The sequence below is a fragment of the Halorubrum ezzemoulense genome (assembly GCF_004126515.1).
In the GTDB taxonomy this organism is placed as follows: Archaea; Halobacteriota; Halobacteria; order Halobacteriales; family Haloferacaceae; genus Halorubrum; species Halorubrum ezzemoulense.
This window is the reverse complement of record NZ_CP034940.1, coordinates 2,399,007-2,423,053: the sequence shown is the minus strand read 5'-3', so window position 1 is coordinate 2,423,053 and position 24,047 is coordinate 2,399,007. Positions and strand designations below refer to the sequence as shown.

At 69.5% G+C, this 24,047-nt stretch carries 26 protein-coding genes; 17 read left to right on the top strand and 9 right to left on the bottom strand.

Annotated features, from left to right (window positions below):
- Positions 1 to 21: 21 nt before the first annotated feature.
- Positions 22 to 1,167: a 60S ribosomal export protein NMD3 gene (locus EO776_RS12255; RefSeq protein ID WP_094521001.1), complete on the bottom strand. Its 1,146-nt coding sequence runs from the start codon at positions 1,165 to 1,167 to the stop codon at positions 22 to 24.
- A 141-nt stretch (positions 1,168 to 1,308) separates the two neighbouring features.
- Between EO776_RS12255 and EO776_RS12250 the strand changes: the two genes are divergently transcribed.
- The 5 genes from EO776_RS12250 (at position 1,309) to EO776_RS12230 (ending at position 5,327) form a co-directional block, all read left to right on the top strand.
- Positions 1,309 to 1,662: a DNA-binding protein gene (locus EO776_RS12250; protein WP_049930504.1), complete on the top strand. Its 354-nt coding sequence runs from the start codon at positions 1,309 to 1,311 to the stop codon at positions 1,660 to 1,662.
- Complete coding sequence (locus EO776_RS12245; RefSeq protein WP_089308278.1) at positions 1,663 to 2,256, top strand: DUF7411 family protein; 594 nt, start codon at positions 1,663 to 1,665, stop codon at positions 2,254 to 2,256.
- 58 nt (positions 2,257 to 2,314) lie between these two features.
- The gene (locus EO776_RS12240) at positions 2,315 to 2,770 is read left to right on the top strand and encodes a DUF892 family protein (protein WP_094521000.1); all 456 of its coding nucleotides are present in this window, start codon (positions 2,315 to 2,317) and stop codon (positions 2,768 to 2,770) included.
- Positions 2,771 to 2,873: 103 nt separating this feature from the next.
- The gene (gene hisS, locus EO776_RS12235; RefSeq protein WP_049930508.1) at positions 2,874 to 4,196 is read left to right on the top strand and encodes a histidine--tRNA ligase; all 1,323 of its coding nucleotides are present in this window, start codon (positions 2,874 to 2,876) and stop codon (positions 4,194 to 4,196) included.
- 54 nt (positions 4,197 to 4,250) lie between these two features.
- Positions 4,251 to 5,327, top strand: a complete 1,077-nt coding sequence (locus EO776_RS12230) for a CNNM domain-containing protein (protein ID WP_094520999.1) — start codon at positions 4,251 to 4,253, stop codon at positions 5,325 to 5,327.
- A gap of 18 nt (positions 5,328 to 5,345) precedes the next feature.
- Here the strand turns inward: EO776_RS12230 and EO776_RS12225 are convergent, their stop codons facing one another.
- From EO776_RS12225 to EO776_RS19010, 5 genes are all read right to left on the bottom strand, one after another.
- Positions 5,346 to 5,759 (bottom strand): DoxX family protein, encoded by a 414-nt coding sequence (locus tag EO776_RS12225; protein WP_049930511.1) that lies wholly within the window; start codon positions 5,757 to 5,759, stop codon positions 5,346 to 5,348.
- Positions 5,760 to 5,851: 92 nt separating this feature from the next.
- Positions 5,852 to 6,670, bottom strand: coding sequence for an Nmad3 family putative nucleotide modification protein (locus EO776_RS12220; RefSeq protein ID WP_094520998.1), 819 nt, complete (start codon positions 6,668 to 6,670; stop codon positions 5,852 to 5,854).
- A gap of 15 nt (positions 6,671 to 6,685) precedes the next feature.
- Positions 6,686 to 7,279 (bottom strand): DJ-1/PfpI family protein, encoded by a 594-nt coding sequence (locus tag EO776_RS12215; RefSeq protein WP_094520997.1) that lies wholly within the window; start codon positions 7,277 to 7,279, stop codon positions 6,686 to 6,688.
- Positions 7,280 to 7,392: 113 nt separating this feature from the next.
- Positions 7,393 to 8,304 (bottom strand): acyltransferase, encoded by a 912-nt coding sequence (locus EO776_RS12210; protein WP_049930517.1) that lies wholly within the window; start codon positions 8,302 to 8,304, stop codon positions 7,393 to 7,395.
- Positions 8,305 to 8,367: 63 nt separating this feature from the next.
- The gene (locus EO776_RS19010) at positions 8,368 to 8,544 is read right to left on the bottom strand and encodes a hypothetical protein (RefSeq protein WP_155120031.1); all 177 of its coding nucleotides are present in this window, start codon (positions 8,542 to 8,544) and stop codon (positions 8,368 to 8,370) included.
- Positions 8,545 to 8,711: 167 nt separating this feature from the next.
- On the opposite strand from EO776_RS19010, the gene EO776_RS12205 reads away from it, so the two are divergent.
- Positions 8,712 to 9,785 (top strand): aldo/keto reductase, encoded by a 1,074-nt coding sequence (locus EO776_RS12205; protein ID WP_100050383.1) that lies wholly within the window; start codon positions 8,712 to 8,714, stop codon positions 9,783 to 9,785.
- Between the two features lie 623 nt (positions 9,786 to 10,408).
- On the opposite strand, the gene EO776_RS12200 is transcribed toward EO776_RS12205, so the two are convergent.
- Positions 10,409 to 10,804, bottom strand: coding sequence for a universal stress protein (locus EO776_RS12200; protein WP_049930521.1), 396 nt, complete (start codon positions 10,802 to 10,804; stop codon positions 10,409 to 10,411).
- Between the two features lie 160 nt (positions 10,805 to 10,964).
- On the opposite strand from EO776_RS12200, the gene EO776_RS12195 reads away from it, so the two are divergent.
- From EO776_RS12195 to EO776_RS12165, 7 genes are all read left to right on the top strand, one after another.
- Positions 10,965 to 12,260, top strand: a complete 1,296-nt coding sequence (locus EO776_RS12195) for an ABC transporter substrate-binding protein (protein WP_080508555.1) — start codon at positions 10,965 to 10,967, stop codon at positions 12,258 to 12,260.
- On the top strand, positions 12,260 to 13,111 hold the full coding sequence (locus EO776_RS12190) for an ABC transporter ATP-binding protein (RefSeq protein WP_049930523.1): 852 nt from the start codon (positions 12,260 to 12,262) through the stop codon (positions 13,109 to 13,111). Before EO776_RS12195 ends, EO776_RS12190 begins: the two co-directional genes overlap by 1 nt.
- Positions 13,111 to 13,944: an ABC transporter ATP-binding protein gene (locus tag EO776_RS12185; protein ID WP_129452547.1), complete on the top strand. Its 834-nt coding sequence runs from the start codon at positions 13,111 to 13,113 to the stop codon at positions 13,942 to 13,944. Before EO776_RS12190 ends, EO776_RS12185 begins: the two co-directional genes overlap by 1 nt.
- Entirely contained in the window at positions 13,945 to 16,026 is a 2,082-nt protein-coding gene (locus EO776_RS12180; protein ID WP_094520995.1) for an AMP-binding protein, read from the top strand.
- On the top strand, positions 16,027 to 16,980 hold the full coding sequence (locus EO776_RS12175; RefSeq protein ID WP_049930529.1) for a branched-chain amino acid ABC transporter permease: 954 nt from the start codon (positions 16,027 to 16,029) through the stop codon (positions 16,978 to 16,980). It begins immediately after the preceding gene.
- A gap of 87 nt (positions 16,981 to 17,067) precedes the next feature.
- Positions 17,068 to 18,114: a branched-chain amino acid ABC transporter permease gene (locus EO776_RS12170; protein ID WP_049930531.1), complete on the top strand. Its 1,047-nt coding sequence runs from the start codon at positions 17,068 to 17,070 to the stop codon at positions 18,112 to 18,114.
- A 137-nt stretch (positions 18,115 to 18,251) separates the two neighbouring features.
- Positions 18,252 to 19,415: a phenylacetate--CoA ligase family protein gene (locus EO776_RS12165; RefSeq protein WP_049930533.1), complete on the top strand. Its 1,164-nt coding sequence runs from the start codon at positions 18,252 to 18,254 to the stop codon at positions 19,413 to 19,415.
- Between the two features lie 55 nt (positions 19,416 to 19,470).
- Here EO776_RS12165 and EO776_RS12160 read toward each other — a convergent pair whose 3' ends face one another.
- Together EO776_RS12160 and EO776_RS12155 are read right to left on the bottom strand one after the other, a co-directional pair.
- Positions 19,471 to 20,316 (bottom strand): amidohydrolase family protein, encoded by an 846-nt coding sequence (locus EO776_RS12160; RefSeq protein ID WP_094520994.1) that lies wholly within the window; start codon positions 20,314 to 20,316, stop codon positions 19,471 to 19,473.
- Positions 20,309 to 20,782, bottom strand: a complete 474-nt coding sequence (locus EO776_RS12155) for a PaaI family thioesterase (protein ID WP_049930535.1) — start codon at positions 20,780 to 20,782, stop codon at positions 20,309 to 20,311. The genes EO776_RS12160 and EO776_RS12155 overlap by 8 nt, the downstream gene beginning before the upstream one ends.
- 136 nt (positions 20,783 to 20,918) lie before the next feature.
- On the opposite strand from EO776_RS12155, the gene EO776_RS12150 reads away from it, so the two are divergent.
- From EO776_RS12150 to EO776_RS12135, 4 genes are all read left to right on the top strand, one after another.
- Complete coding sequence (locus EO776_RS12150; RefSeq protein ID WP_049930536.1) at positions 20,919 to 21,491, top strand: peroxidase-related enzyme; 573 nt, start codon at positions 20,919 to 20,921, stop codon at positions 21,489 to 21,491.
- A 114-nt stretch (positions 21,492 to 21,605) separates the two neighbouring features.
- The gene (locus EO776_RS12145; protein ID WP_094520993.1) at positions 21,606 to 22,346 is read left to right on the top strand and encodes a helix-turn-helix domain-containing protein; all 741 of its coding nucleotides are present in this window, start codon (positions 21,606 to 21,608) and stop codon (positions 22,344 to 22,346) included.
- 67 nt (positions 22,347 to 22,413) lie between these two features.
- Complete coding sequence (locus EO776_RS12140; RefSeq protein WP_049930539.1) at positions 22,414 to 22,605, top strand: hypothetical protein; 192 nt, start codon at positions 22,414 to 22,416, stop codon at positions 22,603 to 22,605.
- 182 nt (positions 22,606 to 22,787) lie between these two features.
- Positions 22,788 to 24,020, top strand: a complete 1,233-nt coding sequence (locus tag EO776_RS12135) for an alkaline phosphatase family protein (protein WP_094520992.1) — start codon at positions 22,788 to 22,790, stop codon at positions 24,018 to 24,020.
- Positions 24,021 to 24,047: the final 27 nt, after the last annotated feature.

Genomic DNA, 24,047 nt, shown 5'->3' with positions numbered 1-24,047 from the left:
GGTCCGGCTCGCAGCGATCCCTCAGTTGCCGCTCCGAGCCGACTCCGCGGTCCGTTCCGCCTCGTCGTCGGGCACGAGGTGGACCTCACCGCCGTGTTCGAACGCGAGGACCACGTCGGCGTCGCCGTCGACGAACGCCGGGTTCGGGACGGTCTTCGCCTCGTAGGTGACGGGGTCGAGCACCTGGATCGCGTTCTCGTCTTCGACGGTCACCACGGTGGTCTCCGTCGCGTCCGCGCGGGTCCCGAGCCGGGTCGCGTCGGGGGCCTCCGCGTCCGCGAACGCGGACGTGTACTCCGCGCCGCTCGCGAGCCGGATCCCCTGGAGACGGCCCGAGACGCCCGTGACGAGGACCGGCCCGTCGCCGTCCTCGGGGTCGACGATCTCGCCCTCCGCGTACTTCGGGAGCCGCACCGCGAACGTGACGCGGTACACCTCGTTGCCGTCGCCGTCCTCGGTGACGAGCGTCGGATACGACTCGAAGCTCCCGCCGAGCGACTCGGTGATCCGCGTCGCCACGTTCTGCGCGAGCCGGTTCGAGGAGAGCTTGATGTCCGGCCCGTCGTCGGTCTCGTTCACCTCGGTGATGAACGCCTCGCGGTCGCCGTCGGCCTCCTGGTCGGCGACGTACGACTCCGCGATGTCGAGCGCCTCGGCGCGCTCCGCCGGGGTGAGGTCGCGCTCGTCCGCGCGGACCTGAACGATCCCGGCGTAGTAGCCGCCGGCGATGCGCCCGCAGCGGTCGCAGGTCCCCCGTGATATCTTCACGGGGACCATCACCTCCGCGGAGCGGAGGGTCCCGCGGACGACGCCCGAGAAGCGGCAGTGCATCCGGACCGTGTTCTCGTCGACCTGCTCGGGCTCGACGCCCCACTCGACCTCCTCGGCGTCGACGTGGACGCCGAGCGCCTCCGCGACCTCGTCGACGGCGACGTCGGTGTAGTCGCGCGCGCCGACGTCGCGCCACGACTCGCCGCGCCTGACGGCGCCGCAGCCGGAACACACCAACACCTCGATCCGGTCGGGGGCGTCGACCAGGTCGAAGTCCTCGAAGTAGCAGTCGTCGCAGAGCAGCGCGTCTCGCCCGCGCGGCTCGCCCGGAAGGGGGTCGCGCCGCTCGGGGACCGGGTCGCCGCAGCGCGGACAGAACTCCCGCGACTCGCTCATTACCCGCAGCTACGCCGAGGGCCCGTTTAAACGACGCGGACCGCCCCCGTCGGCGTCGACGGTTCTGCGGGCGGCTCCGGCCGTTCCGCGCGGGTCGCGACCTCCGAAATGGTTTTTCGCACGGACCGAGAACGGGTGCGTATGAGCGGTAACCCCGACGACGAGCGGCTCGAAGAACTGCGCGAACAGAAGATGGAGGAGCTTCGCGAGCGACAGGGCGGCGAGGGCGACGCCGCGGAGGCCCAACAGCAGGCCCAAGAGCGCGCCGAGGCCCAGCAGGAGGCGGTGCTGAAACAGTACCTCACCGACGGAGCCCGCCAGCGCCTCAACGCGGTCGAGATGTCGAAGCCGCAGTTCGGCGAGAAGGTGAAGAAACAGGTCGCCGCGCTGGCGCAGAGCGGACGCATTCAGGGACAGATCGACGAGGACCAGATGCGCGACCTGCTCAAAGAGCTCCAGCCCGAACAGAAGAGCTTCGACATCCGCCGCCGGTAGATGGAGCTCGCGCTGCTGTACAGCGGGGGGAAAGACTCCTCGCTGGCCGCCCACCTGCTCGACCGGTTCTACGACGTCCGCTGTGTCACCGGGAGCTTCGGGCTCACGGACGACTGGGAGCACGCCGAGCGGGCGGCCGGCGAACTCGGGTTCCCGTTCGAGCGGGCCGACCTCGACCGCGAAGTGGCCGAGCGCGCCGCCGAGACGATGGTCGCGGACGGCTACCCCCGGAACGGGATCCAGCGCGTCCACGAGCACGCCCTCGAGACCATCGCCGCGCTCGACGTCGACGCCATCGCGGACGGCACCCGCCGCGACGACCGCGTCCCCACGGTGTCGCGGGCGCAGGCGCAGAGCCTCGAGGACCGAAACGGGATCGACTACATCTCCCCGCTCTCCGGGTTCGGCCGCCACGCCGTTGACCAGCTCGTCGAGGCGACCTTCGATGTCCAGCAGGGACCCAGCGAGGAGGTCCCCAAGGCCGACTACGAGGACGAGCTCCGGACGCTCATCGCCGACGAGTACGGCGAGGGCACGGTGGGAGAGGTGTTCCCGGACCACGACCAGACGTACGTCCACGGCCGGACCGACTGACTCCCGCAGACCCGGAAGCGCCGGAACTCCTTTCGACCCCGCGGTCGTAGCGTCGGGCATGTCATCCGACCGAGTCGTCGACCTGCTCAAGACGGCGTACGCCGACGAGATCGAGACCGTGATGAACTACCAGACGAACGCGATCGTCCTTGACGGCGTCCGGGCCGAGGAGATCAAAGAGAGCCTCAAACAGGACGTCCAAGAGGAGCTCGGCCACGCCGAACAGCTCGGGCAGCGGCTCAAACAGCTCGACGCGCGGCCGCCCGGCTCCGCCGAGTTCACCGCCGGGCAGGAGTCGCTCCAGCCGCCCGAGGACTCGACGGACGTGTTGGCCGTCATCAACGGCGTGCTCGACGCCGAGGAGGACGCGATCGCGACGTACCGCGACCTGATCGACGCCGCGGAGGCGGCGGACGACCCGGTGACCGAGGACCTCGCCGTGACGCTGCTCTCGGACGAGGAGGCCCACCGGACCGAGTTCCGCGGATTCCAGAAGGAGTACCAGCGCGGGTAGACGGCCCGCGGAGCCGCCGCCTCTCGGCCGCAACCGCGCGCCGATCCCGGCTGTCCCGCCCCGAAGGGATGCTTTCAAGCGGGCGCTCGCCGAACCGGCGTCCATGTACGACGGCCTCAAAGGCTTCCGCGACTTCTACCCCGGCGAGCAGTCCGCCCGCCGCGAGGTGACCGACGCGATCGAGGACGCGGCGGCCCGCCACGGCTTCCGCGAGATCGCGACGCCCGCGCTAGAGCGGACGGAGATGTACGTGGACAAATCCGGCGAGGAGATCGTCGAGGAGCTGTACGCCTTCGACGACAAGGGCGGCCGCGGCGTCTCGATGACGCCGGAGCTCACGCCGACGGTCGCGCGGATGGTCGTCGAGAAGGGCCAGGAGCTGTCGAAGCCGATCAAGTGGGTCTCCACCCGCCCGTTCTGGCGCTACGAGCAGGTCCAGCAGGGCCGGTTCCGCGAGTTCTACCAGACGAACATCGACGTGTTCGGCTCGTCGGCGCCCGAGGCCGACGCCGAGGTGCTCGCGACCGCCGCCGACGCCCTGACCGACCTCGGACTCACCGGCGACGACTTCGAGTTCCGCGTCTCGCACCGCGACATCCTCGGCGGTCTCGTCCGGTCGCTCGCCGCCGACCCCGACGCGGTCGACACCGCTGCCGCGATCCGCGCGGTCGACAAGCGCGCGAAGGTCGACGACGCCGAGTACGTCGGACTGCTCTCCGACGCGGGCCTCGCCCGCGACACCGCGCGCGACTTCGACGACCTCATCGCGGGGGTGGAGACCGTCGACGACCTCGACGCGGTCGCCGAGGCGGGCGACGAGTCGGTCGAGGCCGCGGTCGAGAACCTCCGGAACGTCCTCGCCGCCGCCGCCGACTTCGGTGCGGGCGAGTTCTGCGACGTGTCCCTGACGACCGCCCGCGGGCTCGACTACTACACCGGGGTCGTCTTCGAGTGCTTCGACTCCACCGGCGAGGTGTCCCGCTCCGTCTTCGGCGGTGGGCGCTACGACGACCTCATCGAGAGCTTCGGCGGCCAGCCCACCCCCGCGGTCGGGGTCGCCCCCGGCCACGCCACTCTCAAGCTGCTCTGCCAGCGCGCCGGGGTCTGGCCGGACGAGGAGCTCTCGACCGACTACTACGTGCTCGGCGTGGGCGACACGCGGGGCGAGGCGGCCGCGCTCGCGAGCGACCTCCGCGCGCTCGGCGACGACGTGGTGGTCGAACAGGACGTCTCCGACCGCTCGTTCGGCGCGCAGTTGGGCTACGCCGACTCGATCAACGCCGAGACGGTCGTGGTCGTCGGTGAGCGCGACCTCGAGAACGGCGAGTACACGGTGAAGGACATGGAAAGCGGCGACGAGACGACGGTGCCTGTCGAGGAGTTCCCGCCCGAGGAGGGGCTCCCGACGTACGAGGACTACGAGTAGGCGCGTCGGTCGCGGCCTGAACCCTTTTCAGGGTCGCACGGGGAACGGGAGACGATGATCCCGCTCGCGACGACGATGCCCCCGACCGAGGTCGCACTCCGCGTGGCCGCGGGCGTCCTCCTCATCCTGATCAACGCGTACTTCGTGGCGGTCGAGTTCGGCCTGACGCGCCTCCGGCAGTACCCGGAGTCGGAGATGGACACCCCCGGACTGCGGCGCGCCTGGGAGATGACGGACGACCTGGAGTTCTACCTCACCACCTGTCAGGTGTGGATCTCCGGCACGAGCATCGCGCTCGGTATTGTCGCCGAGCCGGGGCTTGCGGCGATCTTCGCGCCGATATTCGAGAACACCGCGCTCGCGTCGGACGGCGCGGGCTCGCTGTTGGGTTTTTTCCTCATCAACATGGTCCACCTGACTCACGGCGAGCAGACGCCGACGTATCTCGGCGTCGAGCGCTCGAAGCAGGTCGCGAACTACGGCGCTCGGCCGCTGTACTGGTTCGCTTGGAGCATCTCGCCGCTGATCAAGTTCGGCGACTGGGTCGCGAAGGCGACGCTGGGGCTCTTCGGCGTCGAGATGACCGGGTCGTGGACCGAGGCCGAAGGGGAGGTGCTGGAGACGCGCGCGCAGCTCCGCACCCGCCTCGGCTCGATGATGGAAGACATCGAGCTACCGAAGGAACGGCGCGAGGAGATTCTCAACGCGCTCGACGTGGATCGGGTCACCGTCGCGGACGTGATGACGCGGCCCGACGAGATCGTCTCGCTGACCACGACGGCGTCGGTCGACGAGAACCTCGACCGGATCCGGGACACCCCGCACACGCGCTTCCCGCTCGTGGGCGAGGACCGGGGCGACTTCGAGGGGATCGTGTACGCCCCCTCGATCGTGAGCCGCTTCGACGCGCTCCGCGACGGCGACCTGACGTTCGCGGACGTCGCGGCCCCCCCGCTGACGGTCTCCCCTGACGCGAGCGTCAGCGACGCCTACGACCGGTTCCAGGCGGAGTCGCAGGAGCTCGCTCTGGTCGTCGCTGACGGCGAGGTCGTCGGCCTGCTCACCGCGACCGACGCCATGGAGGCGGTGATGGGCCAGCTGGAGGACCCGCTGGACGCCGGCGAACTGTAGCGCGCGACACGACTCCGGTCAGTCCTTGTACGCCTCGCGCAGGAACACCAGCGCCCCGCCGAGCATCGCGAGGTTGCCGAAGAAGGCGAGCCGCTCGCCGCCCTTGTCGTCCTCGTCGGCGTTCCAGAAGTCGTGCATCGTCGCGGTGACGACGGTCAGGAACGCGACCGCCGCGCCGGTCGCGACCCGCGGGAGCCGCCAGAGCGCGATGCCGACGCCGGCGACGATCATCATGCCGGAGGCGAACGGCGCGGCCACGTCCGGCATCGGAACGCCCGCCGACTCGGCGTACTCGATCGTGTCGTCCATGTCGCGGAAGTCCTCCGAGGCCTGCGCGGCGAGGCCGGCGCCTAGGAGGACGCGCCCGAGCCGCGACGGCGCGCCGCGGCCGGTCGCCTCGTCGCTCGCGTCTGGTGTTTCGTCGTCGCTCATACCGCACACAACGCGGCCGCGCCTCATAAATCGCGGTGGCGGCGGACGCGGCGTCCCGTCGCGCCGCCCCCTCGCGCCGCGTCGGTCGCCCCTCACGCCCGGTCGATCTGCGCCAGCAGCTCCGCGGTCGCCGCCTCGTCGAAGCCCATCGGGCGGCGCCACCAGGGCCCCTTCCCGGAGTCGCTCGACAGGTCGGTGACGATCGGGTTCGCCTCCACCCCTGCGTCGGGCGCACTCAGCGGAACGACCCGGTCGAAGCGGCCGGACGCGTCCGGGTCGCCGACCGCGACGACGCGGGCGTCGAACGGGTCCCGCTTCAGGTGCGCGTTGGTCGGCGCCGCCGCGGCGGCGGCCGCGCGGTCGACGACGCCGTCGCCCTCGGCCGGCGAGAGTACGCGCTCGATCCGGATCCCCGCGAAGAGGTACGCGCCCCAGTCGGGGGCGAGGTCGTCGTCGACGGCGACGCCGTGCTCTCGGAGCCACGCGCCGCCGCGGTCGTCCGCGCCCGCGTCGCCGGGGCGCTCGTCGCCCGGTCCGGCCCAGTCGCGCGGCCGCAGCGACAGCGTCGCGTAGAACAGGAGCCGGTCGCCGGGTTCGAGGGTCGCGATCCGCCCGGCCTTCACCCCGTGCGGGTCGCCGTACGTCGCGCGCTCGCGGCCGTGGACGCCCGGGAACTCGGGGTCGGCGTGGACGGGCACCTCGCGCAGGGCCTCCGGGACGGCGAACGGGAGGTCGAGGTCGCCGTAGGTCGGGACCGGCTCGTCGACCGGGGCGCGCCCGCGCGGCAGCGTCGCCGCCGACTCGGGGATCGGGACGTACGCGAAGGAGCCGTCGGGGTAGACGCGCCCCCGGAACCCGGGTTCGTTCGTGTTGGCGGCGACGTTGACCGCGAGGGCGCGAGGGCCCGGCATCGAAAAAGCGCGGGCTCAGTCCGCCGTCGCCGCGGTCGGCTCGTGGTCGATCTCGGTCCCGAGCAGGTCGAGGAACTGTGCGATCCACTCGGGGTGATCGGGCCACGCTTGGCCGGTGACGAGGTTCCCGTCGGTCGTCACGCCGTCGACCCACGAGCAGCCGGCGGCCTCGACCTCCGGCCTGACGGCGGGGTACGCCGTGATCTCGTAGCCGTCGAGGACGCCCGCCGCAGCGAGGATCTGCGGGCCGTGACAGATCGACGCGACGGGCTTGTCCGCCTCGAAGAAGTGCCGCACCGCGTCGAGCACCTTGTCGTAGCCGCGGAGGTACTCGGGGGCGCGCCCGCCGGGAACGACTAAGGCGTCGTAGTCGGCCGGGTCGACCTCGTCGAAGCCGTGCGTGAGCTCGAAGTTGTGCCCGCGCTCCTCCAGGTACGTCTGGTCGCCGCGGAAGTCGTGGATCGCGGTCTTGACCGTCTCGCCGCCCTCCCTGTCCGGACAGACGGCGTGGACCTCGTGGCCGACCGCCTGGAGCGCCTGGTACGGCACCATTATCTCGTAGTCCTCCCCGAAGTCGCCGACGATCATCAGTATCCGTTGTCCTGTCATGTGTGCGACACCACCTCTGCGTACGCGCTGCTGGCCAATAACGATACTGGCGTGAGATATCATACCACGAACAAGCCGCTTTCGATCACCGACGCGTCGGCCGCACGGCGCCCTCAGCGCGGCGGGCTCGGCGGCTGGAGGTCCCGCTGAAACTCGTCGAACTGCTCGAGGTCGTCCGGGAGGTCGTACTCGATCTCGCGGTCGTCCTGGTTGTCGGGGAGCCGGCCGTCCTCGATCTCCTCGGCGGCCTCCTCCCACCCCGGCTTCACGCGGACACTGCGGGCGGGCGATCCGACGACCACGTGATGGGCGGGCACGTCGCCTTGGACCACGGATCGCGCGCCCACGACGCTGTTCTCGCCGACGCGGCAGCCGGCCCGGACCATCGCGTCGTAGGTGACGCGGGCGTCATCCTCGACGATCGTGTGGAAGTTCCGGACCTCGGTCTGGTCGACGATGTCGTGGTCGTGGCTGTAGAGGTGGACGCCGTCGGAGATGGAGGCGCGGTCGCCGATCGTCAGCTTCCCGCGGTCGTCGAGGTGGACGTCGTCGTGGATCACGACGTTGTCGCCCACCTCGATGTTGTGGCCGTAGGTGACGGAGATCCCCTTGAAGAAGCGACAGTCGTCGCCGCACTCGGCGAAGAGGTGGTTGCCGAGCATCTGCCGGAACCGGAGCGCGAACTCGACGTTGTCGGCCATCGGTGTGGCGTCGAACTGGCGCCAGAGCCACTGGAGGTGCTTCGAGCGCTGGAAGCGCTCCTCGTCCTTCTCGGCGTAGTACTCCGACTCCAGCGTCGCGTTACACGGGTCGTACCCCTGGAGGCGCACGCGCTCGGCGCGCGACACCGATTCGCCGCTCTGCCACGCCTCCCACGCCTCCCGGTCGCCGTGGAGGTCGATCAGCACGTCACGGACGACCTCGCAGGTGTCCTCGTCCGAGGAGAGCCGCTCGTCCACCTCGTCGATGAACCCTCGGACCCCGGCCTCGGCGCCGTCGGGCAGGGACACGTGTCGCTTTGTCATCGGCCCTCCTTCGTCGCCATCACTCAAATGGATTCGGTTGTGCGACCACGGCGCCTCAGCCGATCAGTACAGTTCCTCGGCGGCAAATATGCCGACGAGAACGCCCGTGAAGGCGATCACGAACGCCGGGGCGATCGCGGCCCTGCCGAACGAGAGCAACAGCGCGGTGACCGCGACGACGGCGATGATCCCGAGCAGGGCGATCACGGCGTCGAGCCGCCGACGGAGGGAGTCGTCCATGGGCGGTCGACGAGCCGGGATCAAGTAATAGGCGGCGGGACGAGCCGAGACGAGCGAGCGTGATCGCCGCCCGCTCCACCGCCCCGAGACCGACAGCGATCGCCGGCCGTTCCACCGCCCCGAGACCGACCGCGCCCGATAAGTGTCCCGACCACCAACCGGTTGGCATGCAACACCGCGAACTCGGTAACTCGGGCGTCGAGGTCTCGGAGGTCGGCTTCGGCGCGTGGGTCGTCGGCACCGACTGGTGGGGCGACCGCTCGGACGAACAGGCGGTCGGGATGGTCGAGGAGGCGCTCGACGCGGGCGTCACCTACGTCGACACCGGCGACGTGTACGGCCACGGCGACAGCGAGGAGATAATCGGGACGGCGATCGCCGGCCGCCGCGACGAGGTGACGCTGTCGACGAAGATCGGCTACGACTTCTACGACAACCCGCAGGCCGGTCACGGCGAGCTCCCGAAGGAGCTGAACCGTGAGTACCTCACCGAGGCGTTCGAGGCCTCGCTGGACCGCCTCGACACGGACTACGTCGACGTGCTCCAGCTCCACAACGCGAACGTCGACGAGGTGACCCCCGAGGTGCGCGACCTCCTCCGCGAGTGGAAGGCCGACGGGCGCGTCCGCGCGCTCGGCTGGGCGCTCGGCCCCTCGATCGGCTGGCTCGCCGAGGGCGACGCCGCCGTCGAGTACGAGGAGTTCGACGCGGTTCAGACCGTCTTCAACCTGTTCGAGCAGGAGCCCGGTCGCCACTTCGTGGACACGATCCGCGAGAGCGGTTCGGACACCTCCGTCATCGCTCGCGTCCCGCACTCCTCCGGCCTGCTGAACGAACAGGTGACGCCCGACACCGTCCTCGAGGACGGCGACCACCGCTCGCACCGCCCGAAGGAGTGGTACGAGACCGGCTGGGAGAAGGTCGACGCGATCCGCTTCCTCGAAGACCCCGACGGCGTTGAGGGGACGCGCACGATGGCGCAGGCCGCGATCCGCTGGCTGCTCGCGCACGACGAGGTCGCCTCCGTCACCCCGACGTTCCGCGACGGCGCCGACATCGCCGAGTGGAGCGCCGCCGCCGACGTGCTGCCGATCTCCGACGCCGAGTACGAGCGGCTCGACGATCTGTACGCCCGCAACTTCGACATCGACCGCGACGACGGGATGGACGTCCTCCGCACCTCCGTCGACGGCGAAGACATCGAGGCCGCCGGCCTCGACAAGCGCGCCGCGTCGTACTGAGCGGCGACCCCGCGTTCGATCGACGCCGATCGACCCGGCCTCTTCGCCTCGAAACCGCCAGACAGCGCCTTGAAACCGTCGCTCAGGACCACTTTCACTCCGGGGCGGCTCGGCCGCGCCGCTGGCGGGTGTGGAAACGGTGGCTCGGTCGAAACCCGTCATCACAAGGGGCTCAGTGGGGGTAACCGACTCGTCATCGCCACCACGGTGCGATCTACTCGCTCGCGGGTATAAACTGATCGCGACGGCCCCCGACGACCGGCGGCTGTGGTCGCGGCGACCGCTCGACCGGGCGCCCGGGCCTGCGACCCGTGAGGAGAGAGCGACCGAAGCGAGCGAGTAGGGCGGAGCGGAAACTAACATGATACTGAGCAACTGTTAATCTACATCCCGCTGTATTGGCGACTGGTGCTGTGCTGGCACAAGTCCCGCGCCGTGCGGGTCGCAGTAGCCCGGCCCCGAACGGTGGGTTCACCGACTCCGAAGGGCGTTCGGTAGGCGGGGCGCATAAAACGCCCCGTCGCGTCGCATGACGGCGAGGACCACATCGAAGCCCCACCCTCAACGAGCGAGCCCCCCCAACGAGCGAGCCTGTCAGCGCGAGCGAAGCAGGGTGAGGTCGGTTACTCGCCCCCGCTACAGACGAGGACCGGTCGTTCGGTGTCGAGGATGACGCTCTGCGTGACGCTGCCGAACAGGACCTTCCCGGTGGGGGTGCGCTTCCGCCCGGCGACGACGATCTGGTCGGCGTCGTACTCGTCGGCGACGTTGAGGATCGCTCGGGCCGCGTCACCGCCGTACCCCTCGGGCGTCACCTCGATCCCGGCGTCTTCGAGTCGCGACCGAGCGACCCGAACTGACTTTACCTGTTCGACGGTGCCCCCCTCCCTGTTCTCGCTGAAGGAGTGAACGAGGACCGCCGTCACGTCGTCCGTCTCCAGCGGCATCGACGCGATCGTCTCGGCTTGCGCGCTGGCCCGGTCCTCGTCCGCGTCGATACCCACAACAAAAGTGAACATGCGACAGTCGTTGCGGCACTCGCATTTGACTGTTTCGGCGGACCGGATCGCTCCGCGCGGTGCTCTCGAGCGCCGCGGCGACCGAAGGACTGCCCGCAGGCGAGTGAATCCATCCCTAATGATTATGTAGTACGTGGCTCTGGGTGGTAGGTAGATGCTCATGACAAATGATAACACAGGGGATCCGACGAGGCTGTACCGGCGGCGCAACGTCCTGAAGAGCGGTGCCGCCGGAGCGGCGACGCTGGCGCTCGCCGGATGTATCGGCGGCGGGGACGGCGGAGACAGCGGAAGCGGCAGCGGCGGCGGAGGGAGCGGGGGGATGCCCGATTCCGTTACGGTGCCCGGGATATACGACGAGAGCGGCGCGACTTCCGACGTGGGCCGGCCGACGGCCATCGGCTCTCGCGACACCATCACGTACATCAACGAGAACGACCTGTTCGACGTGAGCATCGACCATCCGAACAACGACTACGCCTACGAGGTGCCGCAGGCCCAGCAGTACTACCAGCAGTACACCTCGGAGTCGTCGCCGCCGCTGATCATCGGCTGGGGGACCGCCGACACCGAGGCGCTGGCGGGCACCGTCGCGGACGACGAGGTGGTGTACGTCTCCGCGTCCTACTCCGCGAACCTCGTCACCGAGGAGTTCCCGTACAACTTCTTCGGGAACCTCGATTACACCAGCCAGGCCCGCGCCCACCTGCGGTGGATCGCGGACAACGACCCCGAGGCGACGGTCGGGTTCATCTTCTCTAACACGGCGTTCGGGCGGTCGCCCGTCGAGGGCGGCAAGCAGTACGCCGAGGAGCTCGGGCTCGACGTGGCCTCGGACATCAACCTCCCGCTGACCGCCAACTCCGCGACCACGCAGCTCAGACAGGCCCGCGACCAGGAGATCGACTACCTCATCCACCAGAACACGTCCGCGCCGATGCGGGTGCTCTTGGAGGACCGACAGGACATCTACCCCGACCTGACGGTGTGCGGCCTGACCTACACCGTCGACGAGCGCGTGGTCCAGCAGTCGCCCGACATCTTCGAGGGCGTGCGATACGTCAACGCGTTCCGAACGTTCCAGGGCGCTCTCGACAGCGGCGGCCGGGGCGCGGAGATCATCGAGGCGAACTTCGAGCGCGAGGGGCGCAGCATGGACGACCCGGAGGTCGCCCAACTCAACTACGTGCGCGGCGTGATCCACGCGCTGCTCGCGCTGAAGGGCCTGCAGAACGCGGCCGAGGCCGGGAACGACGTCACGACCGGGCCGAACGTCAGACAGGGGATGTTCGGCATCGAGGACGACGACATGTTCGGCCTCGCTGAGCCGTTCAGCTACGCGGAGGACGACCGGCGCCCGACGATGAACGGGCGGCTGTTCGAGGTCACCGACGGCAGCCTGAGCTTCGACACCAGCGTCGAACTGCCCCGTCGCGACTCCTGGATCGGACTGTGATGGCGACCGACGAGCAAACGACCGCGGACGCGACGGCCGCGGCGGGCGACGGCGATCCACCGGTCGTCGAACTCGACAACGTCGAGATCGTCTACGACCGGCACTTCCTCGCCGTGCAGGGTGTCTCGATGTCGGCCAGCGAGGGCGACATCGTCGCGCTGCTCGGCCCGAACGGCGCCGGGAAATCGACGATACTGAAGATGATCAGCGGCATCGGGCGGAGCGAGCGCGGCGAGGTCACGCGGGGTCGTGTTTTCCTGCGCGGCGAGGACGTGACCAACTACGGCGCCAACGAGATGGTCGGCCGCGGCATCACGCACATCCTCGAAGGAAGGCGGGTGTTCGAGGACCTCACCGTCGAGGAGAACCTCCGGTGCGGGCTCTACCGCGAGGGCCGCCGGTTCCGGTTCGACGAGGACGACTACCAGATCGCCTTCGAGTACTTCCCGCAGTTGGAGGACATCTTAGACCTCAAGGCGGGCTACGCCAGCGGCGGGCAACAGCAGATGCTCGTCATCGCGCGAGCGCTCATCCACCGGCCGAACCTGCTCCTGTTGGACGAGCCGTCGCTCGGCCTCGCGCCGAAACTTGTCAGGGACATCTTCGAGACGCTCGTGGAGATCAACAGGAAGGAGGACATCACGATGCTCATCGCCGACCAGAACGCCAAGCGCACCCTGGAGATCGCCGACTACGGCTACGTCATGGAGAACGGGCAGATAGAGCTTCACGACCCGGCCGACGATCTCGTCCAGCGCGAGGAGATCAAGGAGTTCTACCTCGGCACGTCCAGCGAGGACTCCCGCTACACCGACATCAGGCACTACAAGATCCGCAAGAGGTGGACCTGATGAGCGCCGATCAGGAGGCTGAGACGCGGGCGGCGGCGCTCAGAGGCGGGACTCACGTTTCTCCCGAGGACGCCGCGATCGGCTGCCGGAACGTGACCAAGACGTTCGGCTCGATCACCGCCGTCGACGACGTGGACCTCGGTGTCGCCGACGGCGAGTGGGTGTCCATCGTCGGTCCGAACGGGGCCGGGAAGACCACGCTGTTGAACATCCTCAACGGTTTCTACACGCCCGACGCCGGGAGCGAGGTGTTCCTGAACGGCGAGGAGGTCAGCGGCAGGCCGGAACACTACCGCGCGCGCCACGGCATCGGGCGGACGTTCCAGGGCTTGGAGCTGTTCGAGAGCGAGGACGTCTTAGAGAACGTGATGACAACCCGGGCCGTCGCCGAGCGCCCGAACGTACTCTCGGCGATGCTGTACTACGGGACCGGCCGGAAGACGGAGGCCGAGAACATGCGGTTCGTCGAGGAGATACTCGACTACCTCGAGCTCTGGGAACACCGCCACACGACGGTGTCGACGCTGCCGCTCGGCGTCCAGCGGCGCGTGGACCTCGCCCGCTCGCTCGCGCTCGAACCGGACGTGCTCCTGCTCGACGAGGCGATGAGCGGGCTCACCTTCGACGAGAAGTACGACATGATCCGCTTCCTGACCGACCTCCACGAGGAGGAGGGGCTGACGCTCGTGATGATCGAGCACGACCTCGAAGTCGTCACCGCCGTCTCCGAGCGGATGATCGTCATGCAGAAGGGCGGCGTCATCGCCCGCGGGCCGCCCGAGGAGGTGACGAACGACCCCGAGGTCGCCCGCGTCTACACGGGGGTCGAGTAGATGGCGGCCGACAACGCCGAGAGCGAGGGCGTCGCGTCGGGCGACTCCGACGACTCGGGGCTCTCCGTCGAGCGCGTCCTGACCGCGCCGGAGGGCGAGTCGGTTCCCATCGTCTCCGACCGGGCGCTCCCCGAGATCCTCATCGACCACGCCGCCGAGCATCCTGACGACATCGCCCTGCGCTGGAAGCGGTACGGAGTCTGGCAGGAGTTCACTTGGGAGGAGTACTACGACCGGGTGGAGCGGTTCGCGCTCGGCTTAGAGGAGTACGGGTTCGGCGACGAGGACGTGCTGTTCACCATCGGCTACAACCGCCCGCACCAGCTGTGGGCGTGGATCGCCGCGCAGTCCCTCGGCGGGATGGCGGCCCCGAACTACGAGGACATGCTGCCCGAGGACATCGAGAAGCAGCTCCGACTGCTCGAGCCCGAGGTGGTGTACGCGGAAGACCAAGAGATGGTGGACAAGCTCCTCCTCGTCTCGGGCGACGTGCCGTCGCTGTCGACCATCATCTACCGGGACGACAAGGGGATGTTCCGGTACGAGAACGGCGAGAAGACCGAGCCGGGCGACCCGGAGATCGTCGCCTACGAGGACGTCGAGGAGCGCGGCCGCGAGCGCCGCGAGTCCGGGGCCGTGAGCGACGACTACCTCGCGTCCGAGATCCAGGCCGTGCCCGCGGAGGCGACCGCGATGCTCGCGCCCACGTCGGGGACGACGGGGATGCCGAAACGCGTCCGGCTCTCGCATTTCAACCTCGTGAACCTCGCCAACGCCGCCATCGACATCGACCCGCTGCCGAAGGAGTCGGACTACTTCTCCTACCTCCCGATGGCGTGGGTGGGCGAGCAGATGATCCTGCTCGCGGCCGCGTTCGTCGCCGGCTGGACCGCGAACTTCCCCGAACAGCCCGAAACGGAAGAGGAGGACCTCCGCGAGATCGGCCCGGAGATCATCTTCTCGTCGCCGAAGCGGTACGAGGCGTGGGTCGCGGATATCAAGGCGAAGGTCGAGAACACCACCCGGTTCAAGCGCTGGGTGTACGAGAAGGCGACGAGCATCGGCGAGAAGTACGCCGAGTACGTCATCGGCGACAGGAACGACGAGGAGCCGCCGGCGTGGCTGCGCGGTGCCCACTGGCTGTCGTACTGGGTGGCGTACCGCCCGATACTCGACAAGATCGGGCTGAAGCGCGCGAAGAACGTCTACACCGGCGGGGGCCCGCTCGGGGAGGACCACTTCGAGTACTACCACGCGATGGGCGTCCCGCTCAAGCAGATCTGGGGGCAGTCCGAGGTGTGCGGCTTCGTGACGATGCACCGCGACGACGATGTCCAGGTCGAGACGGTCGGCGAGGTGTTCCCGAACGTCGAGGTGGGCATCACGCCGGGCGGTGAACTCCTCGTCCGCGGCCCGGTCGTCACCTCCGGCTACTACGGGATGCCGGAGAAGACGGAGTCGGCGTTCGAGGACGGCTGGCTCCACACCGACGACTTCGGCGCGCTCACCGACGACGACCACGTGCGGATCTTCGACCGGATGGACGACGTGTTGGAGATGAGCGACGGCACCGCCGTCGCGCCGATCAGCGTCGAGACGAAGCTGAAGTTCAACCCCTACGTGAAGGAGGCGATGGTCGTCGGCGACGACCGCGCCGAGCTCACCGCGGTGCTGAACATTCGGTACGACAACGTCGCGGAGTGGGCCGACCAGCGAGACATCCAGTACGCGGGGTACAGCGACCTAACGCGGAAGGAACCGGTCTTAGAGCTGCTTCGCGGAGTGGTCGCCGAGACCAACGAGGACCTCGACAACCCGATCCGGCGGTTCGTGCTCCTGTTCAAGGAGTTCGACGCCGACGACGGGGAGCTCACCCGCACCGGGAAGCTCCGCCGCGAGGTCGTCGTGGACCGGTACGGCGACCTCGTGACCGCCCTGTACGACGGCAGCACCGAGATAGCAATGGAGCTCACGATCACGTACCAAGACGGCAGAGAGTCCGATGAACGCGGTGTCATGCGCATCGTCGACGTGGACCAACCGGTCCTCGACGACGACGACCGCGAACTGGAGGTGAGCTAGATGGTCGACTGGGTCACGTTCATCGACATCTCGCTGAGCGGACTCGGACTGGGCGCGCTGTACGCGCTCGTGGCCATGGGCTTCTCGCTCATCTACAAGGTGACCGGCGTCCTGAACTTCGCGCAGGGCCAGATCGCGATGATCGGCGCGTACGGGGTCGTGGTCTTCGGCACGGCCACCGTGCTCCCGGCGGCGATCCCCGCGTGGGCCGCGGTGCTCGTGACGGTCCTGCTCGGCCTCGTGCTCGGGCTGGCGCTCGAACGCGTCGTGTTCCGCCAGTTCATCGGCGAACCGGTGCTGTCAGTCATCATCGTGACGCTGGCGCTCGGCAGCATCCTCGAGGGCGTCGTCTTCTTCCTGTACGGCCAGAACGCGCAGGCGTACCCGTCGGCGCTGACGTTCGGCGGCCAGCTCAGCCTCCCGCTGGGCACCTCGATACAGGCGGCGTACGCCATCGCCGTCGCCATCGCGCTCGTCGTCGTCGCCGTGCTGATGCTGTTCTTCCGCGAGACCGTCACCGGGTCGATCCTCCGGGCGTCGGCCAGCGACGAGCAGGCGGCGATGGTGCTCGGCGTCTCGATCGAGCGCACCATCGCGCTCGCGTGGACGCTCTCGATCGCCATCACCGCCATCGGCGGCATCCTGCTCGCGACCTCCAGCGGCGGGGCGGCGGTCTCCATCGAGAACACGGGGATCATCATCTTCGCCGCCGTCGTGTTGGGCGGCCTCGACAGCATCCCCGGGGCGTTCATCGGCTCGATCGTCGTGGGCGTCCTCCAGGAACTCGGCTCGTACTACCTCGTGGGCGGCACGGCGGTGTACGTCCCGTTCACGGACGTTCAGGCCAACTTCGGCGCGGGGTTCGGGGAGATACTCCCCCTCATCCTCCTGCTCGTCGTCATTCTGGTGAAGCCGTACGGCCTGTTTGGCACCGAGCGGATAGAGAGGCTCTGACCATGAACGGACACAGTTCGCGCGCCACGCGGCGCTCCGGCGGCGTACCGACGACTCGAACGGCCGCGGCCGAAGGGGGGTGGTCGCATGCCCTGCGGTGAGTACTTCACCGACTACGAGTCGCGGATGGGCCTCGTCCGGTGGCGGACGCAGAAGATCGCGCTCGCCCTAGGGCTGCCGATCCCCTTCATCGCGCCGTTCCTGCTCGGCGGCGGGACCGTGACGCTGCTGACGCAGGCGTACATCTTCGCCATCGCGGTGTTGGGGCTCAACGTCATCCTCGGCTACGCGGGCGAGATCGTGCTCGCGCAGGGCGCGTTCATGGCCATCGGCGCGTACAGCACGAGCAGGCTGCTCGCCGTCGGCGCGGGGCTGTTTCCGGCGCTCGCCGTCGGCGGCCTGATCTCCGCGCTGGTCGCGGTCGGCTTCGGCCTCCCGTCGTTCCGGGTCAAGGGGTTCTACATCGCCATCTCGACGCTGGCGCTCCAGTTCATCGCCGAGGAGTGGTTCTTCGTGAACCCGCAGCTCGCGTTCATCCACGGCGGAACGACCCAGTCGGTGCCCTCGAACGTGGGCCTCGTCGGCCCGGTCGGCGCCCTCGGCACGACCATCGACAAGTACCTGCTCGCGCTGGTGCTGTTGTTAGTGTTCGCGCTGCTGTCGCTGAACCTCTCGCGGACCGGGATCGGAAAGACGTTCCGCGCCATCCACGAGAACGACCTCTCCGCGTCCGTCCTCGGTGTCAACGTGTTCAAGAACAAGCTGCTCGCGTTCGCCATCGGCGGGTTCATGATCGGTGTCGCGGGCGGGCTGTTCGGGTTCCAGATCGGCTTCATCAACGCGGAGTACTTCACCCTCGGGCTCACGCTCGAACACTACGTCATGCTGCTGTTCGGCGGCCTCGGGCGCGTGTGGGGGGCGCTGCTCGGCGTCGGCGTCGTCACGCTCGTGCAGGACTACCTCAACGACGGGCTGAACTACCTCGCCGACCTCACGGGAACCAACGCGACCGCCCTGCTGCCGGTGTTCTTCGGTTCGATCATCATCGTCGTGCTCGCCGTCGAGCCGAAGGGGGTGTTGGCCGGGCTGGGCAAGATCAAGGAGTACCTGCGCACGTGGCCGTTCGCGTACTGAGCGCGACGGCCCGCGCGCCGCGATACGGTCGCGTCGCTCCCGTCTGACCTGACGCGATCCGTCTGATCTGACGCGGTCGACTTCGACGCCCCGCCCGTGACGGAGATTTATGTGCCAGTTTTTCGTGTGTTAACGCGATGTACGACGACAGCACACTGGCTGCGGTCGGGGAGCAGTTGGAGCGGGTCGCCGACCGCGACTTCTACGCCGAGAAGTTCGCGGACGCGGGCGTCGACCCGACGGCGGTTGACTCGTGGGCCGACTTCCGGTCGCTCCCGTTCACCACGGCGGGGGAGCTCGAGGCCGACTTCGAGGCCGCGCCGCCGAGCGGGTCGCTGTACGACGGCGCAGCCATGGTCACGTTCTCGCCGATGGGCGAGCAGCTGCGACCGGTGTTCGACACGGCCGACGACCTCGAGGCCCAGGCCGCCGCCAACGCGGACGTGCTCGAACGCGCCGGCGTCGAGCCCGGCGACCGCGTCGTCAACACGTTCGGTTACGAGCTGTTCGGCACCGGGTACGTGCTCCATCGGGCGCTCGAACGCCTCGGCGCGGAGGTGTTCCCGCTCGGCCCCGGCGACTCCGAGCAGGCCGCCGCCACCATCGAGGCGTACGACGTGGACGCCGTCGTGGGCAACCCGAGCTTCGCGCTGAAGATCGGCGCCGAGGGCGGCTCGGTCGACACGTTCGTCGGCGCGGGCGAGCCGTTCACGTCGATCCCCGGCCGCCGCGAGGCGGTCAAGGACGCGCTCGACGCCTCGACCGCGGTGGACTACTTCGGTACGCGGCACATCATGCCCGTCGCGGCCGAGACCGCGGCCGAGGACGGCCTCCGCGTCGTCGACGACTACGCGGTGGTGGAGGTCGTCGACCCGGACACCGGCGAGGTGCTGGACGCCGGCAAGCGTGGGGAGGTCGTCGTGACGCACCTCAGGAAAGCGGGGGTTCCCCTTGTGCGCTACCGGACCGGCGACCTCGCCGAACTCGCGGTCCGGGACGGGACGGTCGTGCTGCCCGACGGCGTCATCGGCCGCACGGACGAGCGGCTGAAGGTCAAGGGCGTGAAGGTGTACCCGGAGAGCATCGAGACGGTGCTCGCCGGCTTCGAGGGACTGACCGGTGAGTACCGCGTCGAAGTGTCCCAGCCCGAAACCACCGACCGCCTCGTCGTGATCTGCGAGGGCGAGGCCGACGCCGACGAACTGCGCGCGGCGCTCGGCGACCGCCTCATCGTGACCCCGGACGCCGTCGAACTGGTCGCCGACCTCGACGAGCCCGGCGTCGTGGACGAGCGGTACTAAGCGCCCGCCGAGCATCGGCGTCGCTCAGTCGCCGTCGAGGAGGCGGCATCGTCGCTCAGTCGCCGTCGAGGAAGCGGCGCGCGGTCCGAGAGAACATGTTCCGTTGCGCCTCGACCGGGAGATCCCGCGCAAGCAGGTGCTCTCGTTCCCGGGCGTACGGATACGGAATGTTCGGGTAGTCGGAGCCGTACATGACCGACTCCGAGAGCTCGATCAGCGTCTCGTCGGCGACCGTCGCCGGGTCGAACTCCATGTACGTCTCGGCCACGCTCGACATGGCGAAGGTGGTGTCGAGGAAGACGTTGCCGTTGTCGCGGGCGAGTTCGACGAACGCGTCCACCTCGTACGTCCCCATGTGCGCGGCGCACACCCGCACGTCCGGGTAGGAGGCGAGGAACGACTCGAAGCGCTCGACGCCGACGTGGGGGCTGTCCTCGAACATCGGCGCCGTCCCGGCGTGGAGCAGGACCGGCACGTCGCGGGCGGCGACGGCCTCGTAGGCGGGGTCGAGCCGCGGGTCGTCGGCCGCGAACCCCTGGACCGGCAACTGGAGCTTCAGGCCGCGGGCCCCGGCGTCGAGGGCGTCCGCGACGACGGTCCCCGGGTCGTCGTCGCCGGCGTGGACGGTGGCGAACGGGACCGCCATCTCGGAGTCCGCGGCAGCCTCGATCACCCACTCGTTGAGGTCGCCCGCCGTCCCCGGGCGCGAGGCGTACGGGAGCGCGACGTACCGCTCGACGCCGGCGGCGGTCAGTGCCGCTTCCATCCGGTCGCGGTCGGTCGGGTGGTCGAACGTCCAGCCCGCGGCCTCGCCCAGCGCCTCTCGGATGGCGGCCATCAGCCGCTCGGGCATCAGGTGGACGTGCGCGTCCACGACGCCGTCGACGGGGAACTCAGTCATCGGTGAGCTTGTAGACGCCCGTGCCGGTCGCGCAGACGGCGTCCCCGGACTCGACTTCGACGCTCGCCACGCCGATGTCGGCGCCGCGGCGGTCAACCGTTGCTGTCGCGTACAGCGGCTCCCGGCCGGCGGCCTCGAGGTAGTTCACGCGGAGGTCGATGGTGGGCGTGAACGCCTCGCGCCCGCCGACGAAAACGGCGGCGCCGGCGAGGTCAACGAGCGCGCTCACGACGCCCCCGTGGACCGCGCCGAGGTCGGGGTTGCCCACGAGCCCGGGATCGAACGGCAGCTTGACGCTGGCGCGCTCGGGTGTCACGGCGAGCACCTCCAGGTTGTGCCGCCGGTGGAAGGGGACCTCGCCGTACAGCCGCTCCACGACCGCCGTCCGGTCTGCCTCTCCCGAACTCGGCGCCGGCCGGCGGTCGCTGTCGCCGGCTCCCGGACCGGCGTCGCTCGGGTCGGGCATGCGTGTGCCAACGCACGCCACGCCCCCGCATAAATCAACCGCCCAGGTCGACGAGACCGTTCGAGACGTTGGAGAGCAGCGAAGCGATGGGTAGTCCGGGGGAACGGCTTTGTGGTCACGGCGCGCGCTTGGGGGTATGAACGAGGACGCGATGCGACGGTTCCCCGTGCCCGACTACGAGGACCTCCCCGAGGACCTCCGCGACCGCATCGACGAGGAGACGGAAGACGCCGGATTCACGCCGAACGTGTTCTCGGCGTTCGCGTACAAACCCAGCCACTTTCGGGCGTTCTTCGCGTACCACGACGCGCTCGTGTCCGACACGCCGCTGGCTCGGGAGGAGGTCGAGATGATCGTCGTCGCGGTGTCGGGCGCGAACGACTGCCTCTACTGCGTGGTCGGCCACGGCGCGCTCTGTCGGATCTACGCGGGCGCGCCGAAGCTCGCCGACCAGCTCGCCACGAACCACAGGCAGGCCGACGTCTCCGACCACCACATGGCGATGCTCGACTTCGCCGTCACGCTCACCGAGTCGCCCGAGGCCGTGACTGACGAGGACGTACAGCGGCTCCGAGACGCCGGCTTCTCCCCGGAGGAAGTGTGGGACATCGCCTCCGTGGCGGCTTTCTTCAACCTCTCCAACCGCATGGCGACCGTCGCGGACATGCGTCCGAACGACGAGTTCTACGCGATGGGGCGCAGCGACTGACCGCGCCCGCGCCGCCACCGCCGACGCACCGCCACCGACGACGCGCCGCCACCGACGAGGACGGCTCGCGACCGGTCCGGAACCCGTTTGAACCTCGGCGACCTCGAATCGGCCATGCGGGAAGTGACGTTCCGGATCCACCACGCGGGGGAGCCGGAGTGCGAGGTGAGCGCGCGCCACCCGGAGGTGCGGTACCGGTCCGTCTCCTCGATGACCGGCAGCGGGTCCGAGCGCAAGCGGATCGCCGAGCTCACCGGTCCGGCGGCGGAGATCGCGGCGTTCGTCGAGGACTTCCGCGAGTTCGACCTGATCGTGTCGGCCGAGCCGCTCGCGCCGATCGAGGGCGCCCACGCCTACGTCGCACTGACGATCGACATCTCGGCCGCCGACTGGGACGGGATCGGCGAGCGGTTCTCGCGGCTGGGGATCCACTACCGGACGGGGACGACCATCTCCGGCGGCGTCGAGCGCTGGACGGCGTACCTGGAGGACGACGACGACCTCTCGGCGGTAATGCGCGAGCTCGAACGCGGCGGGAACGAGGTGGAACTGGCGCGGAACGTGGAGCTCGCGTCCATCGAGCGCTCGCCGCAGCTCCCCGCGTCCGGCCTCCTCGACGGGCTCACCGACAGGCAGCGCGAGGTCCTCGCCACCGCGATCGCCGCGGGCTACTACGACCACGGCGGCGGCGTGGGCGTCGAGGAGGTCGCCGCCGAACTCGGCCTCGGCTCGACGACCGTCTGGGAGCACCTCTCTCGCGCCGAGTCGTCGGTGATGAACGCGCTGTTCGATCGCTTCGCGGAGGGCGAGCCGGTCGACGCCGCGTACGGGGGAGACCGGACCGACTCGCCGTGAGCCGGACTGATCGCCCGCGAGCGGGGCCGGACCAACGCTTTTGTAGCTTCGGGACGGAGCGCCGCGTATGGACGAGGGAACGGTGACCGTGCCGGACGAGCAGTACGAGCGGCTCGCGGCCCTCGCCGCCGCCCGCGGCGTGAGCCCCGAGACGCAGTTAGCCCGGCTCATCGACGACGCGTACGCCGGCCTCGACGCGGACGGCGACGCCCCCGAGTCGCTCCCGCTCGGCGTCTGCGACGGTTCCGACGAGGAGTGAGCCGAGCGGCGGCCTGACGAGCCGTCCGCGAGCCGCCGCGCCGGACTCGGGGCCGGCGCCCCGCCCCGCCGGCCCCCTCGCGGCCACGCCGAGAGGCGCTCGCCGAGGACCGACGAGACGCTCACGACAGGTTAAGAAACGATCCGCCCGGAGGGCGTCGGGACCTCTCTACGACCGCTACCGTGTTTCGAGACGATATCGAGCGGGTCCTTCGAGACCGTCAGCAGCGCGACGGCTACCTCTTCCCGGCGTACGAGGACTACTGCTTCGGGAACGTCCCGGACACCGTCCGATCGGTGCTCGACGCCGGCGGCCGCCGCGCCCTCCCGAGCGACGTGTTCGACGGCGTCGAGAGGGACGTGGACACGGTCGTCCTCCTCCTCGTCGACGGGTTCGGCCTCGACGGCTGGAAGCGCCACCGTCCACGGTGTGACCTCCTCGACCGGCTCACCGAGGCGGGAACGGTGACCCCGCTCACCTCGGTCTACCCGTCCGAGACCGCGGCGGCGATCACCACGCTCGAGACGGGGCGACTCCCGTGCGAACACGGGTGCGTCGGGTGGAACGTCTACGACCCCCGGTTGGATACGGCGTTCCTGCCGCTCGGGAGGGATGTGAAATCGGGCGCGGCGGCGGAGCGAGTCCCCGAGGGGTCAGTCGTCGGATGCGAGTCGCTCTACGCTCGGATGCGCGACGCGGGGGTCGACTGTCACCGCCTCCAGCCGTTCGACGCCGGCGGCGAGGACGTTACCCAGCACGTCTACGACGGCCTCGGTTCGTTCGGCGAGCGCCTGTCGGCGGCGGTCGCGGCGAGCGGCGACCCCGGATACGTCTACGCGTACGTGCCGCACGTCGACCACGTCTCCCACGCCGAAGGCACCGACGGCCGGGCGTACGGCGAGACGGTGGCGACCGTCTGCGAGCAGGTCACCGCCGCTCTGCGGCGGGTCGATCGGCGGACCGCGGAGCGGACGCTGCTGCTCGTGACGGCCGACCACGGCCACGTGAACACGGACCCCGACGCCAATCTCGACCTCTCGGCGAACGAGGCGGTGACGGGGAACCTCCGACGGCACGCCGACGGCACGCCGGTCAAGATGTCCGGCAGCCCCCGCAACGTTCACCTCCACCTGCGACCGGGAACGGTCCCGGACGCGCGGCGAGCGCTCTCGGACCACGACGCGCGGACGTTCACCCGGCGGGAGGCGATCGACCGCGACCTCTTCGGCGACCGCCCGGTCTCAGACCGGTTCCGACGGCGCTGCGGCGACCTGATCGTCACGCACCGCGACTCGGGAGTGTGGTTCGGCGACGTCGAGCCGGAGAAACTGTCGTACGTCGGGATGCACGGCGGGCTCAACCCGGCGGAGATGCTGGTCCCGTTCGCGGCGGCCCGCGCCTCGGCGCTCGACTGACGCGGCGCGCGGTCCGGACTCGACGCC